At 47.1% G+C, this 15,875-nt stretch carries 9 protein-coding genes; 3 read left to right on the forward strand and 6 right to left on the reverse strand.

Annotation, left to right across the window (positions count from 1 at the left end; translation table 11 throughout):
• Nucleotides 1–451: 451 nt before the first annotated feature.
• Together JGK11_RS26715 and JGK11_RS26720 are read right to left on the reverse strand one after the other, a co-directional pair.
• Complete coding sequence (locus JGK11_RS26715; RefSeq protein ID WP_293185287.1) at nt 452–2,299, reverse strand: NFACT RNA binding domain-containing protein; 1,848 nt, start codon at nt 2,297–2,299, stop codon at nt 452–454.
• Nucleotides 2,300–2,706: 407 nt separating this feature from the next.
• Nucleotides 2,707–4,266, reverse strand: a complete 1,560-nt coding sequence (locus tag JGK11_RS26720) for an NAD(P)/FAD-dependent oxidoreductase (protein WP_293213541.1) — start codon at nt 4,264–4,266, stop codon at nt 2,707–2,709.
• A gap of 143 nt (nt 4,267–4,409) precedes the next feature.
• Between JGK11_RS26720 and JGK11_RS26725 the strand changes: the two genes are divergently transcribed.
• On the forward strand, nt 4,410–5,012 hold the full coding sequence (locus JGK11_RS26725) for a hypothetical protein (RefSeq protein ID WP_293185291.1): 603 nt from the start codon (nt 4,410–4,412) through the stop codon (nt 5,010–5,012).
• A gap of 136 nt (nt 5,013–5,148) precedes the next feature.
• On the opposite strand, the gene JGK11_RS26730 is transcribed toward JGK11_RS26725, so the two are convergent.
• The 3 genes from JGK11_RS26730 to treZ all read right to left on the reverse strand — a co-directional run bounded on the left by JGK11_RS26730 (nt 5,149) and on the right by treZ (nt 10,829).
• On the reverse strand, nt 5,149–5,670 hold the full coding sequence (locus tag JGK11_RS26730) for a tetratricopeptide repeat protein (RefSeq protein WP_293185292.1): 522 nt from the start codon (nt 5,668–5,670) through the stop codon (nt 5,149–5,151).
• Nucleotides 5,671–6,078: 408 nt separating this feature from the next.
• On the reverse strand, nt 6,079–8,871 hold the full coding sequence (gene treY, locus JGK11_RS26735) for a malto-oligosyltrehalose synthase (RefSeq protein ID WP_293207802.1): 2,793 nt from the start codon (nt 8,869–8,871) through the stop codon (nt 6,079–6,081).
• Nucleotides 8,872–8,987: 116 nt separating this feature from the next.
• Nucleotides 8,988–10,829, reverse strand: coding sequence for a malto-oligosyltrehalose trehalohydrolase (gene treZ, locus JGK11_RS26740; protein ID WP_293193130.1), 1,842 nt, complete (start codon nt 10,827–10,829; stop codon nt 8,988–8,990).
• 321 nt (nt 10,830–11,150) lie between these two features.
• Between treZ and JGK11_RS26745 the strand changes: the two genes are divergently transcribed.
• Nucleotides 11,151–13,184, forward strand: coding sequence for an amylo-alpha-1,6-glucosidase (locus tag JGK11_RS26745; RefSeq protein WP_293213543.1), 2,034 nt, complete (start codon nt 11,151–11,153; stop codon nt 13,182–13,184).
• A 609-nt stretch (nt 13,185–13,793) separates the two neighbouring features.
• A complete protein-coding gene (locus JGK11_RS26750; RefSeq protein WP_293186736.1) occupies nt 13,794–14,834 on the forward strand; it encodes a glucokinase in 1,041 nt (346 codons plus the stop codon).
• 237 nt (nt 14,835–15,071) lie between these two features.
• Here the strand turns inward: JGK11_RS26750 and JGK11_RS26755 are convergent, their stop codons facing one another.
• Nucleotides 15,072–15,689 carry a transposase gene (locus tag JGK11_RS26755; RefSeq protein WP_293207796.1) on the reverse strand — a complete coding sequence of 206 codons (618 nt, stop codon included), beginning with the start codon at nt 15,687–15,689 and terminating at the stop codon, nt 15,072–15,074.
• Between the last annotated feature and the right edge of the window lie 186 nt (nt 15,690–15,875).

Raw genomic sequence — 15,875 nt, forward strand, 5'->3', positions numbered from 1 at the left:
CAAGAGGAAAAACGATCGTAAATTACAGAAAATTTGTACAATCAGAGGTGAGACGAGCAATTGCATTCATTCACTTTCCTCTCTTAAAAAGCATCTGCGTTAATCCGTGTTCATCTGCCTGACATCTGCGGTTGCCGGATCCAGCAAAGATTTATGGAATAAGTCGTCTTGTAGTTCTAAGTTTAAACAGAAACGACCAGCTTTAGCAAAAGCTGGTCTGCACAAAAAGTTAAATCCGTTGTGTTTTTTCCCACAGTGTTTTTCTCACAGTGAGGAAACCCAAGTTGCACGTTTCTTTGCAGCGGGTTACAAGAGCAATATCATCCCTCTTCAGCGGTATTTTAGCAAGAAAATTTATTTTTTGCAATAAAACGTTACATTGGAGACAGATTTTTATGTTTGATCGTTCGGACTTCAGTCCTCTGTTATTGGATGCGGAGTGAAATCCTCACTACGAACCTGCCGGGGCTTGCTGCGGCCGACCCCAGACAATTCGCTCTTGCTTGTACACAACCATACCAGGCTTCGCACCCTTCGGCTTGTACACATATTTCGGTTCTGTATAAACCACCGGAACTTGTTCGCTGTGGCGGGCGCGACTGTAGTATGCAGTCATGTCTGCCGCAAATTGCAAATCGGTTTCTTCAGCAACTGTACCGGGTGTGAGGCGCAGCAAGGCGTGACTTCCGGGAATCTCTAGGGTGTGAAACCATAAATCGTAGTCGTTGGCTGTACGAAAGGTGAGTTGGTCGTTTTGGCGGTTGTTGCGCCCGATTAATAGTTCAAAGCCGCTGGGGGTTTGGTAGCGGTGAAATTCGATCGCAGCATTTTTGTCACTGCCACGGTAATCTGATACAACTAGATATTTTTGCTGAATCAGTTCTTCGCGGATTTCGGCGAGGGTTTGCAAATCTTGGGTGTTGCGGTAGGCTTCTAATACCGAAAGTGCGGCTTCGACTTGTTCTAAATAGTCGATTTCTTCTTGTACTGCTGCTAACAACGGTTCTACTGCAATGCGAGCTCTTTTAAGTTTTTGGTGTTTTTTGTAAATTGCTTGAGCGTTTTGAACGGCGTTTTTTTCCACGTTTAGTGGAATAATTACTGGTTTTTCGGTTTCAAAGTCTGGGAGAGAAATTGATTTCATTCCCGGTTTCCAATGCTGCAAGTTTGCCATTAACAAGTCGGCTTGGGATTTGTGAGTGTCTGCATCTGCTGATTGCTGCAAGCGTTCTTTAAATGTGTTGGCTTTGAGGCGCAGTTTTGCTAGGACGTTGTTGAGTTTTTGGGTTAGTTGATGCCGCAGTTGGGCAAATACTTGTTGGTTGATTTCGCCTGTGTAGTAACTGTTGAGTAATTGTTGAACGGAAGAGAAGGAAGAAGGAAGAGGCAAGAAGGAAGAAGGAAGAGTGGAGTTAGATTCGTTGGCAGATTCAGCTTCTGAATAGAAGGAAGAAGGAAGAGGGGAATTAGATTTGTTTTCGGGATTTGTTTCTTTTTCGTCTGGTTTTGGCCAGTCGATGACGCTGTAGCCTTCGGGGGTAAAACTTGGTTGAAATTTGGAGTTTTCTAGACATTGCAACCAGTACAGCCAGCGATGAAATAGTTGCTGCCATTGGTGGGGATTTAGGCTGTCGGTGGATTGTTCGGGGTCGAGATTTGCCGATCGAATCATCGATACAACTAAGACTTTACTCAACCCTCGGTAATTCTTCAACAGATTGGTCTTTAATTGCCCGGGAACCAGGCTAATTCGTTCTTTCCAGCGATCGAGAGATTCGATCGCACTTGGCACTGCATCCGTCAAAGACGGGGGCAATTCGTAGGGTTGCCCGGTTTGGATGGGACGCACGCTGGACTGTTTGGCGCTGACTTGGTGGGCGCAGGTGACAACGAGATTGTCTTCGGCGGTGAGGATAACATTGCTGTACTTACCCATGATTTCGGCGTAGAGATGCCAGAGGGCGTGTTCGCCGGGGCGTTTGGCGAATTGCAAGTCGATGACTCTTTCCCAAGGGGACACGGGGGCGATGGAAACTAAGGCTAAACCGCTGAGTTGGTGTCGCAGTTGTTCGCTGAAGGTGAAGGTGTCGGGAATTCGGGGCGGGGAGTCGCCGACGCAGATGCGGGCGGCTGCTGGATGGGATGAAATGTCTATCCAGCCGCGTTGGTTCATGGTTCGCAGGGCCAGGGACACTGTGAATCGATCGCGCTGGTAGACTTGTTCTAAGCGCGCTGGCAGCCATTGGGTTCGCAGTTCGCTGCAAGCTGCGGTTAATGTTGTAAAGTCTACGGGTTGCACGGTGGCCTCTTTTTGCGATCGATCGAGCTATGTATTTCTATGCTGACAGATGTTGGTCGTATTTGACCGATAGTATCAAAGTTTTGTGCCAATTTTTGATAATCGGCCGATCGCAAATCCGGGCACAAGAATGTGCGATCGCATTTGGGAAAATACAGGACACAACAAATAGGTTTGTAGTAAGGACTTTAGTCCTCTCATTTTGATGCGGACTAAATTCCTCACTACGAACCTATCTTTATTTGTTCGTAGTGAGGACTTTAGTCCTCTGATTTGATGCGGACTAAAGTCTTCACTACGAACCTATTTTTATTTGTTCGTAGTGAGGACTTTAGTCCTCTGATTTGATGCGGACTAAAGTCCTCACTACGAACCTATCTTTATTTTCAAAATTTCATGCAATAAGTCTAAGATTTTAGACCGAGATCCCGCAGCATTTCTAAATGTTTGTGCAGGGGTGCGATCGTATTAGCTGCGATCGCCCCGCTAGCAGCAACAGCGGGCAAACCGATACCCGGAAAAGTCGAATCTCCGCAGCAAAACAGACCCGCCAAAGGAGTTCCCGGCCCTGGAAACAAGCCTGTACCGGCGCGAATTCCCGGCCCGTAGGAACCCCGATTCCTCCGCAAAAACCGTTCGTGGGTTAGCGGTGTTCCAACTAATGTGACTTCGCAGCGCGATCGAATATCGGGGATAATCCTCTCTAATGCTTCCCACATCACCTCGGCGCGCGCTTGCTTTTGCTGTTTGTATTCTTCGCTGGCGCGATCGAGCTTTTGCCATAAATCGTAGGGCTCATTTCCGGGCGTGTAGGCGTGAATGACGTGTTTCCCGTCCGGTGCGAGGTGGGGGTCGAGGAGGGAGGGAATCGAGACCAGGACGACGTTTTGAGGCGCGGAAACTCCCAGATCCCAGTCCTTGACGAAGATATAGTGACAGGCTAAGTCCGATCGCACTTCCGCAGCATCAATTCCCAGATCCAAGTGCATAAAACTATCGCATTCGGGAGTCGCCTGTCGCTGTTGGCGAAACCGTTTGGGGATAGAGTTTTCCGGCAAAAGTTTCAGCGTATCCCAAACCGAGGCGTTGGAAACGACGGCTTTGTGCGATCGAATAATTTTACCCGATCGCAGCCGCACACCCGCCGCCCGGTTATTTTCCACCAAAACCTCTGCAACGTGGGAATTTAGCAGCAACTGCCCTCCGTGGCGCTCTAAACCGCGTACCAGGGCATCAACAAGGGCTCCACTACCGCCGATCGGATAATCCAAAACGGCATTGGGGCGATACCAGTCGGCGAACATGAAAGCGACTTCGGCTGCGATCGTGCCGTCAGCGGGAAGTCCAGACAGCAGGAAACACAACAGGTTCAGCCAATTTTTCACAAACGGATCTTTGACATTTGCGTCCATAATCCGGCTGAAAGGGCCTGCAAGGGCGATCGCATCTCCAGCACTTTGCAGGAAAGCCGGTGCAAATTTGCCGAGGGTAAACGCAGCGCCCCAATCGAAGCGCAAAGCCAGTGAGGGTAAGGCTGTGGCAGCTTTGGCGTAGGGTTCCATCACTCGCTGGAGTTTTTGCCATTCGGCTGCTGCTTCGCTTCCGCGCAGTTTGAAAAGCACTTCACCAAATTGACTCGCGCCTACGGATGTGTCGAAATCGCCTTCGGGCAAACAGCAACCCCAAGTATCGTAAGTGATGCAGGGAAGTTTTTCGCCGATCGCATCGAGAACTTGTCGCAGCGGATTCGCAGAGGGGCTGTAGGATAATCCTGAGTACAAAGACGGCCCGGAATCGAAGGTAAATCCGTCCCGTTTGAACCCGTGGGCTGCCCCGCCCGCGATCGAATGACTTTCGCAGACAATCACGTCAAAGCCATAACTGGCAAGCATTGCACCGCAACTCAACCCACCGATACCGCTACCGATGATAATGATTTCTGTGTCTGTCGGGGCGATCGTCACCATGTTGTTCTCCGCTACCTACATCCCCTAATATTATTACAAACCCCTCTCTTTCCCTCTCCCTCTGCGCCCTCTGCGGCCTCTGCGGTTCATTACCTCAAAAAAATCCAATAGAAAACGAACCTTCCTATATTATTGTTAGTTAAATGGAAAACATATCAATTCTAGAACAAGCCGCCATATCCAATCCTAAACCATCTTCCACCGCCGTAGTCGCAGCCCTCTTAGAAGCGGAGAAAAACGCCAAAAAAACTAAAACTCGCTATTCCTTCGAGCAACTAACCGGTAATTGGCGCTTGTGCTTTATCACGGGCACGAAAAAGACTCGACAAAAAGCGGGAATTGTGTTAGGCGCCGGACGTTACATCCCCGAATGGGTGGCGAAAATTCAAATTGCTTACTCAGTTGAACCTGTTGCTGAAGGCGAAAAGCCTAGTGAAACGGGCAGAGTGGAGAATTCAGTGCTCGTTGGGGCGATCGAATTAACTCTTTCCGGGCCGACCAAGTTTTTGGGTAATCAGAATATTTTAGCATTTGATTTTACCAGAATTAGGGTGAAATTGTTGGGTAAAACCCTGTATCAAGGATTTATTCGCGGCGGTGAAGCGCGGGAGGCGGAATTTTTTAGCTTGAGTGTGGGGAAGCAGGCATTTTTTGCATATTTTCTGGTAGAAGATGGGATAATTGCTGCGAGGGGAAGGGGTGGCGGATTGGCTTTGTGGGGGAGAGTTTCAACAGTTGACAGTTGATAGTTGACAGTTGACAGTTGACAGTTTGAGATCGACCTCTACCTAGAACTCCGAGGAATGAAACAGTGAATAATTTTGTTTTATTTCCCCCTCGAAGGAGGAGGATTTAAACCCATTATTCTTGGTGAACTGTGACTTATTCATTGGTTTTGTTGACTTCTTTGATATTCTCCAAAATACTAGCTTCCAGCGTGCGATCGCCTATTTGTCGCGCAATTGCCAAAGCTTGGTTATAGTATTTCAAAGCTTCAGGCGGCTGTCCCATAGTCTGGTATACTGAACCAATACTATCCAAAATATCAGCTTCCTCAGAGCGATCGCCGACTTCTCGGGCGATCGGCAAAGCTTGGTTAAAGTATTTCAAAGCTTCTTCCAGCCTAGAACTAATGTAGTAATTAAGACCAATAGCATTGAGTGCTATGCCTTCAAGTTCTCTATTTTTAAGTTTTTGTGCAGTGGCTAAAATTTGCTGCCATATTTCGATCGCCTGTTGGTATTTTTCTTGCTTTTGCAGTCGATCTGCTTCCTCTATCAGTTTCAGAAGTTCTTCACTCTGTGCATCTTGACTTTGTGCCCAACTAGGTTGCACCATCACCGGCACAGTCAGAGGACTCAAACACGCACTCAAAACAAAAATAATGCTGAGAATTTGTTTCATATTTTTTATAATTCACGACCGACAGCGACAGATCTCAACCTATCGCCGTCGCTATAAACAACCAATTCGCCTAATGACTACTGACATAATGAATAATAACGCAATACAGTTCAGATAAGAGATTATATAGCCTTTATGAGAAAGGTGAGGTACGTAGTTGGGCTTCAGCCCTCTTAGTCTAACGGCTATAGAAGCTGTCAGTCATACCTCATATCTTTGAGAAAGGCTATAACAGGGAAAATCAATCACAAATAGACACTCTTGTTTGCTTCGTTCCTCTCTTCGGACAATCTTAACTGAACCGTATTGAATAATAACGTTAGCGATCGGGAACAGCACAACTGTCAACTGTCAACTGTCAACTGTCAACTGACAACTGTCAACTGTCAACTGTCAACTGTCAACTGACTACTGACTAATCAGCAAAGCTGCGGGAAAGTAGCTGAGAGCATCACCAATGGCCAGCTTACCGTTACTTTCAACAGGCTGATTGGTAATCGCATCCTTCCAAACCGACGGCATTTGCTCCGACAATTCCAGATTAGTATCTTTCCAGACTTGTTTGCCGATCGGCATTTCTTCCGGTTTCACAATTCCCGTCAAGTATCGAGGAGCGATCGCAATAACAGTAGTATCTTCAAATCTGCGAGCAAAAGCAATCACGTTATCTTTAAAAGTGCCAACTGCGTGCAGTGGTTGATAATCGCCAGATTGAAAAACTTGCAAGTATTTTTTTCTAGCTTCTAGGACTCTTGCCGTCAAAAACAACTTAATTCTAGCATCTTCCCGCGTCGCAATCAAATCTTCAACCAGTTGCAAAATATCCGTCTCAGCTTGCTGTTTAATTTCCCGCAAAACCTCGATTCGGCGATCGAAATCCACTGGACGGCGGTTGTCCGGATCGACGTGGCTTAAATCCCAAAATTCCGTGCCTTGATAAATGTCGGGAACCCCAGGTGCCGTAATTTTTAGCAGCGTTTGAGATAAAGAATTGAAAATTCCGTAATCAGCTACTTTTTTCCAGAAAGGTAGAAATTTCTTGAAAAACTGATTTTGTTCTGAAGGTTCGAGAACGCTATCGATAAAGGTCATAAACCCAGTTTCGTAGTCGTTGTCAGGTCTCAGCCAAGCTGTATAAACTTTGGCTTCGCGGACAGCTTTGATCGCATAATCTTTGACGCGAGTAACATAATCAGTGTTTTCAATTTCCTCAAATGGAAAACTGCCAAGCAGAGTTTGGTACAAGAAGTATTCGTCATTGGTATCGGGAACCATGCGATTGACAAAGTTAACTTTCTTAGATGAGTTTACCTCTCTCCAAGACCTGACTTGCTGTTCCCATTCCTCAGGAATTTCTGACAAAACATTAAGTCTCGCTCGCACATCTTCGCCGCGTTTGGTATCGTGGGTAGCTGTAGCATTCATTTTGTGCGGCCAAGCTACTTGCTGCTGCTTGTTGAACTCGTGAAAATCCGCCAGCGAAACGCCGAAGTGACTGGGGTTTCCTCCGACTTCGTTGAGGGATAAAAAGCGATAGTAGACGTATAGCAACGTGTCTTCAACGCCTTTGGCCATCAGGGGGCTTGTCAACTGCTGGAGTTTCATGACAAAGTGCCTGCGCTCCTCTTTTTGTTCGGTTGTGAGGGTTTCTTCTTCTTCCAGCAACAGCAGCGTTTCGATAAATTTCAGTTCTTTGAGGAGTCGCGGTACTAATTCTTTGGCGTGGGCGATCGCATATTTGACGTAAATGCGATCGGACTCTCGCAAACCGTCTTGATTAATGTAAGTTCTGTACACTGGAAAAATCGTCAAAACCGCAGCCAGCGCTTTTTCCAAACCCGGACGAGTAAAGTCATTTCCCTGTCGGGATTGACCGGAAATATTCTTCAAAAGCTGAGCCAGATTGTCTACATCTCCCGCCAAATTTTTCTCAACAATCAGCCCTTTTTTATCTAAAAACAACTGTTCGTAAGGAACATTTAATCGAGTAAATCTCTGATAGATTTCGCTAAATTGCTGTTCGCGATCGCACCGACAAAAAACGCCGTTTACGTAGTTCAAAAAGTCGTATCCACTGGTTCCCTCAATCGGCCAATAGGACGGCAAATCTTCCTCGTGTTCCAGAATCTTTTCCACAGTAATGTAAGTGTCTCCAACTCTCTCGCGGAGCCGTTTCAAATATTCTGTGGGGTCGTACAGTCCGTCGATGTGGTCGATTCTCAATCCGGTAAACTTTCCCTCGTCCACCATGTCGAATATCAGAGCGTGGTTTTTATGGAAAACTTTAATCTCTTCAACTTTTACCGAAATCAGTTCGTTGACAGTAAAAAACCTGCGGTAGTTGATTTCTTCGGCACCCACTTTCCAGAAAGAGAGACGATAAAATTGCTCCGAGAGTAAACTATCTAACAAATTAAAGCTTTCTGGATTGCCTTTTTCTCCGTTAAAGAAATTGATATTTTCATCGATAAATTCCTGGACGATGGGATTTTGATTGTAGAGTTCCCACAGCAGCCCTTTGACAAAAGCTATCTGATCGTATCTGGCTTTACCTTTAGCTTCAGAAGGTGTATTCTTAATTAGATAAAGAATTCCCAAAAACTTGATAAAATCTGGATGGCGCCTGCCTAATTCCCTGCCTAAATGCCCCAAATTATGACCGATAAAACTAGCATAAGATTCAATTTTTACAGGCAATTGTAAGCTGTAGTAATTGATAGTTAGCCCAATTTCGCTGTATTTGAGTTGAATCTCGCCATTTTCCAGACACTCGCCATAAAAATTGCCCAGCAGCGGAGCCAGCACTCGACCTCTGAGATGTTCGTAAGCGTGATTCCATTCAATATCGAAGTAATCGAAATAGTCGGAATCCGGCCCGTGTTCTAATACGTCTAACAGCAACAAATTTTGAGTGTCGTAAGCCATGTGGTTCGGAACAATATCTTGCAGCCATCCCATGTTCAGTTTCTTGATTTCGTAGGTGAGGGCTTCAAAGTTTTCTGATGTTCCCAATTCAGGATTGATTTGATTTGAGTCAACCACATCGTATCCATGACTGCTGCCTTTTCTGGCTTTGAATATCGGTGAGGCGTAAAGGTCGGTAATTCCTAATTCTTCGAGATAGCTGAGGATTTGTTTGGCGGCTTCAAAGTTAAAACCTGCATGAAATTGAATCCGATAAGTGGTTGTGGGAATTCTCATCATCTTGATTTTACTCCTGATTGATTAGTCGATCGGGTAGTTGACAGAAATTACGCAAACAGTGGCTGGACGCGAGTTATAGCGGTTCTCTGAAAGATCGGGTACGTTGTTGGGCTTTAGCCCTCTTGGTTTAATTGGTTATATTGGTAGAGTGCAAAACTATGCGGTTTAACACTCAATTCTTGCTTAGAATTGATATTTTCCGGCAAGCTAGAACCTGAACCCATCCATTTTACATCAGCAGAGTCTAAAATTTTGTGACCATTGCCTTGGGGAAGTGCGGTCGTAACAGCGACCTCTTGCTTGTTGAAGTTCAGGATGCAGAATATCTGGCTGTTATCTGTCCACCGACGAAGAAACAAGATTTTTTCTGCTTCAATACTGGAAACTTCTAGATTTTTTTTGTCGAGTTTTTTCAGGGCGGGAATTGTTCGCCGCAGTTGAATCAAATGCTGGTGCCATTCCCAGAGGATTTTGTGTTTTCCTGCTGTTGATTTTTCCCAGTTTAACTTGCACTTTTGGAAACTCTCAGGACTTTGGGGGTCTTGAAATTCGCCTCTGTCTTCAAAAGCTTTAAATTCTTGTTGCTTGTCCTTGCGAATCGCTTCAATTAAGTCAGGATCTGAGTGGGAAACAAAGTAGAAAAACGGCGCTGTTTCTCCGTACTCTTCTCCCATAAACAAGAAAGGAATGTAGGGAGAAATCAAAACTGTAGCTGCTGCAAGTTTTAGTGCTTCAAAGTCAACTATTTGCGAGAGTCTGTCTCCTAAAATCCGGTTGCCGATTTGGTCGTGGGTTTGGGAAAATACCAGAAATTTCTCGCCCGGTTCATCTTTGACAGAATTGCCGTGTTTTCGCTTTCTGTGAGGTGCATACTGGCCGGAGTAAACAAAGCTTTCTTTGAAGGATTTTTCTAGGTGTTCGCACTTGCCAAAGTCTTGGTAGTAGCGGTCATTTTCTCCGGTAAGCAAGGCGTGCAGTGCGTGGTGGAAATCGTCGCACCACTGGGCGTCTAATCCGAAACCGCCGAGTTCTTTGGGACGTACTGTGCGGACATCGTTTAAGTCACTTTCTGCGATTAAGTAAAGTTTCCTTCCGATTTCTTGGGAAATCTCGGCGGTGGCGTCGGAGAGTTCTTGCAAAAATGGTCTGGCACCTACTTCAAATATTGCTTGAATTGCATCTAATCTCAGACCATCGATGTGATAGTCTCGAAACCAGTAGAGGGCATTTTGAATAAAGTAGTTCCGCACGCCGTCGCTGTAGGCGTCGTCGAAGTTGAGGGGGTCTCCCCAAATCGAGCCGTATTTTGAGGTAAAGTAGGGGCCGAAGTCGCGGAGGTAGTTTCCTTCGGGGCCGAGGTGGTTGTAAACGACATCGAGTATTACTGAGATGCCGTGTTCGTGGCAGGCGTTGATAAGTTTTTTGAAGCCTTCGGGGCCGCCGTAGGAGTTTTGAACGGCGTAGGGATATACGCCGTCGTATCCCCAGTTTCGATCGCCGGGAAATTGGGCGACTGGCATAATTTCGATGGCGTTGATTCCCAATTCTGTGAGTTTTTTGAGTTGGGGAATTATTGCTTCAAATGTTCCGGCTTGGGTGAATGTGCCGACGTGCAGTTCGTAGATAATCATTTCCGACAGCGGCACGCCTTGCCAATTTTTGTCTTTCCAAGCAAAGGCGTTTTCATCTATTACTTGGGATGGGGTGTGGACGCCTTGGGGTTGATATTTTGAGGCTGGGTCGGGTCGGTCGGTTTTTCCTTCGAGTTGGTAGGTGTAAAGGGTTCCGGGTGCGATGTCTGTAGCTGTGGTTTGCCAATAACCTTCTGCGGATTGTTGCATGGGTATCTGGCGTGGTTCTGGGGAAACAATTTGGACTGCTATTTGTTTGATTGTGGGCGCCCAAACTGTAAACTCACATTGGTTGTTGCCGAGGTAATTTGCTCCTATCTTCACTTTGAGTGGTTCTCCTTATAAAATAGGTTGGTTGTCCGATCGCCCTTGGGACGCAATCAAATGCTGTGTTCTTAAGGTGAGAGCGCCTGTGTAGATGGTAATATTACTTAAAATTACAAACAACTAACTCCAGACAGAGTAACGGTTAGAATTATCGCTGGGGCAAAAGTAGCGGTTCGTTATGTATAAATTAGACCATGAATCTGCACCCTTAGCGATCGCCATTCTTGGTCAACTGCAAGAGTTAATATTTCTGGTTTTTTATATAAGGTCTAAAATATATCTAAAGGTAGATAGCAAATCAGCGCGAGCGTGTATTCTATGGTTATTGCTTTTGGACGGGAAATCTGCTGCAATCTTGACTCGGCGGAGTCTCGCGAGTGGTTGGTGACAAACGGAATCGGGGGTTACGCTAGCGGGACGATCGCAAATCTCCTCACCCGCCGCTATCACGGGCTGCTGGTGGCTGCCCTCAAACCCCCGCTGGCACGGACTTTGATGCTCGCCAAGCTGGACGAGACGGCCGTGTATGCCGATCGCGCCTACCCGCTTTATACCAACCGCTGGGCCGACAGTACGATCGAGCCCCACGGCTACAACTGCATCGAAAGCTTCCACCTCGAAGGTACGACGCCTGTGTGGAGGTATGCCCTCGCCGACGCTATCCTCGAAAAGCGGATTTGGATGCAGCAAGGTGCTAACACAACATATATTCAATACCGCTTGCACCGCGCCTCACAACCGATCGCGATCGCAGTCAAAGCCCTAGTCAACCACCGCGACTACCACCACATGACAAGTGCGGGCGACTGGCCTGTGAGTCTGGAAACTTTGACACAAGGGGTTTGCGTGACGGCTTTTGACGGAGCCGCACCCCTGTACCTGCTGACAGATGCTACTCCAGAGGCTAAATTTCGAGTTTCTACGCCCTTATACAATTGGCACTACGGATTTAATTTGGCAGCCGAACAGCGGCGCGGATTGGACTGCTGCGAGGATCACTTGCACGCGGCGACTTTTCACTTTGCGATCGCACCGGGAAATTCTCTCACATTGATAGCCAGCACCGACAAAAATCCCGAACTCAACGGCGGTACAGCTTTAGAAGTGCGCCACACTTATGACCAACAACTGCTGCAAAAATGGTCAAAAATCAGCGAATCTCCAGACTGGATTAATCACTTAGTGCTAGCAGCCGACCAATTTATCGTCAACCGCCCGCTACCAAAGGAACCCGAGGGTAAAACGATTATCGCCGGATATCCCTGGTTCAGCGACTGGGGGCGCGATACGACGATCGCCCTGCCCGGCCTCACAATCTGTACCGGGCGGTGGGAAATTGCCCGATCGATTTTGCGAACATTTGCACGGTATGTCGATCGCGGAATGCTGCCAAACCGCTTCCCCGATGCCGGGGGCGCTCCGGAATACAACACCGCAGACGCGACGCTGTGGTACTTTGAGGCTGTTCGCGCTTACTGCGACTGCACCGGAGACGACGAACTTTTGAGCGAACTCTGGCCGACACTATGTGAGATTGTCGATTGGCACGTAAACGGAACTCGGTATAACATCCGCGTCGATCCTGACGACGGTTTAGTCTACGCGGGGGAAAGCGGCGTGCAACTGACTTGGATGGACGCGAAAATCGGCGATTGGGTGGTGACTCCTCGGATTGGTAAGCCGATCGAACTTAGCGCGCTTTGGTACAATGCCGTGCAAGCTATGGCAAGTTTTGCTCGAAAACTGGGCAAGCCTCACAATGAATATCAGCAGTTGGGCGATCGTACCGCCACCGGATTCGATCGCTTCTGGAACGACTCAACCAGTTACTGCTACGACGTTCTCGACGGCCCCGACGGACACGACATTTCCCTGCGGCCCAACCAAATATTCGCCGTTTCCCTGCCCCTGGACTCGATTCCTGGGTACGAGGGCAAGCGCCAGGAAACCCGTTATACACCGTTACTCACGCCCGTACAGCGCCGCGCCGTCGTGGACGCCTGCGCTCAGGGGCTGCTCACTTCCCACGGCCTGCGGAGCCTATCCCCACAACACCCGCAGTATCGCGGCGCCTATGAGGGCGACCAATTGCAGCGCGACAGCGCCTATCACCAAGGCACAGCTTGGGGCTGGCTGATCGGCCCGTTTGTCTTGGCGCACTTGCACGTATACAAAGACCCAGCACAAGCTCTCCAATTCCTGGAACCGATGGCACATCATATAACTGCTGGCGGAGTTGGCAGTCTCGGCGAAATTTTTGAGGGCGACGCCCCCCACTCGCCCCGAGGCTGCACGGCTCAAGCTTGGACTGTGGCCGAGGTGCTGCGGGCTTGGTTGGCAATTGACAGTTGACAGTTGACAGTTGACAGTTGACAGTTGACAGTTGACAGTTAAATAGTAGCCAAATCAAACCGTTTCTCGATCGCGGGGTCAGGGATCTATAGTTGTTAATAGTGATAAGTAGGTTGGGTAGAACTGAGATCTTGCACCGTTGACAGTTAAATAGGGCTTGCTGAATAAAAGTAGAAAGCTTGCCAGATAAGGGGTTTAAGCTTTTTTTGCTTAAAAAAGTGCAAGTTATAGGATTATAGAGGCTCAAAACCCTTGCAATGAAAGTTATTAGTTTCTGGCTTGCATTTGGGAATTTAGCAATAAACCTACTATTTTTTAAGCTGTGTAGCCTCGTTTTTCCACTACGTACACTTTTTCAGCAAGCCCTAAATAGTAGCCAAATCAAACCGTTTCTCGATCGCGGGGTCAGGGATCTATAGTTGTTAATAGTGATAAGTAGGTTGGGTAGAACTGAGATCTTGCACCCCTTTTGCTGACAATCATGCAAGATGTGAGGTACAACGAAGTGAACCTACGCTTCGCTGGATCCAACCTGAAAATTATTGGTTTAACAGTGGACAATACTGTCAACTGTCAACTGTCAACTGTCAACTGTTTTATCGGAGGTTTATGGCATTATTATTAGCGGGCGATATTGGCGGAACTAAGACAATTTTGCGCTTGGTAGAAAGGACTGCTGATGGTGCAATGAATGCTCTTTACGAGTTTCGCTATCCGAGCGGGGAATTTCCCGATTTAGTGCCGATAGTTCAACAGTTTTTGACGGAAGCTGCTACTAAACTCGATTTGGCAGTGGAGCCTGAAAAAGCTTGTTTTGCGATCGCAGGCCCAGTAGTCAACAACAGCGCCAAACTGACAAATTTGCCTTGGCTGCTGGATGCAAAGCGTCTGGAAGAAGAATTAGGAATCTCCCGTGTTAGTTTGATTAATGATTTTGTAGCGGTTGGTTACGGCGTGTGTGGTTTGGAAGCTACAGATATACACACCTTGCAAGTAGGAAAACCGAGCCAGCACGATCCAATTGCTGTGATTGGTGCGGGTACAGGTTTGGGACATTGTTTTGCAATTCCCGAAGCAAATGGGATCAGGGTTTTTTCTTCGGAAGGGGGACACGGTGACTTTGCTCCTCGCTCGGAGTTGGAGTTTGAATTGCTAAAATATTTGTTAGCAAAACATAACATTCAAAGAATATCGATCGAGCGTGTAGTTTCGGGACAAGGGATTGTCTCAATTTACCAGTTTTTGCGCGATCGCAAGTTTGCTCCTGAATCAGCCGAAGTGGGGGAAGCGATCGCTCAATGGGAGTCGGAAATCGGTAAAACCGAGAAAACAGTCGATCCGGGGGCGATAATTGCGGCGGCTGCACTCCAAAAGTGCGATCGGCTTTCGGAACAAACAATGCAAATGTTTGTAGAAGCTTACGGTGCGGTGGCCGGAAATATGGCTGTTTCACTTCTACCTTACGGCGGTTTGTACGTAGCCGGCGGCATCGCTGCGAAGATTTTGCCACTGATTCTAGAAGGCAGTTTTATGCGAGCTTTTACGCACAAAGGTCGGATGGATTCGCTATTAGAAATGATACCAGTTCGCCTGGTTTTGAATGGCAATGTCGGGTTAATTGGAGCGGCGGTTTGTGCGGCAGGTCTTTAGGGGATTGAATCTGAGGAAGTTGTTAAAATTAGGGGCGGGCTAGAAGCCCACCCCACAAGATTTTTTGTGGCACAGGCATCTTGCCTGTGAAAGTGCTTGTGGCACAGGCATCTTGCCTGTGACAAATAGGGGCGGGCTAGAAGCCCACCCCACAAGATTTTTTGTGGCACAGGCATCTTGCCTGTGAAAGTGCTTGTGGCACAGGCATCTTGCCTGTGACAAATAAAAGGACAGACACTAACCTTCAGATATTTGACAGAAAAAAGGATATTCGTCTGGAGTCAAACAAAGACCAGCTTTGACAGGATTTTGCCTGATATATTCCCAAAAACCATCAAATTCTCCTTCATCTCTGACTATTCGGTCATGTCGCTCATCTTGCCAGACAGTACCGATATGCTTCATCACCTTCGGAATTTGCTTAGAACTGTAGCTTTTCATACTGTGCATAATGCTGCTGAGCGACCAAAATTTATCCTTCGACTTTGGCAAAGGCTGAATTAACATATGCACATGATCTGGCATTACAACCAAGCAAAACACCTCATACCTTTTTTTGTCAAAAAAGTTGCAAGCATTAAAAACTACTTGTTGAGCTGCCGGAGTCAATTCTAGCTTTTCCCAAGTATTAAAAGTAATGAAATAGACCGATCCATCTAACTCCCAATGAGGTAAATTCCTATAAGTAATTTTCAACTTTGGTTCCACCAAAGATTGATACTTGTTGGTGGGGTGGGCATCTTGCCCGCCCAGCCTAGAAACCGACTTCATCACAGATTGATACTTGTTGCTGGGATGGGCATCTTGCCCGCCCAACTGCTGATTGCTTCCCTGACTCAAATTTCTATGAATCATACTACTACTTCGTACAATCACAACTTAATATAAAATAGCTTTAACCAGGGAAGAGGTCAATACCACATCTTGCCTGTGACAAAGATTGGGGCGGGCTAGAAGCCCACCCCACAAGATTTTTTGTGGCACAGGCATCTTGCCTGTGACAAAGATTGGGGCGGGCTAGAAGCCCACCCCACAAGATTT

It is taken from the genome of Microcoleus sp. PH2017_34_RAT_O_A (assembly GCF_020737885.1).
Lineage (GTDB): Bacteria > Cyanobacteriota > Cyanobacteriia > Cyanobacteriales > Microcoleaceae > Microcoleus.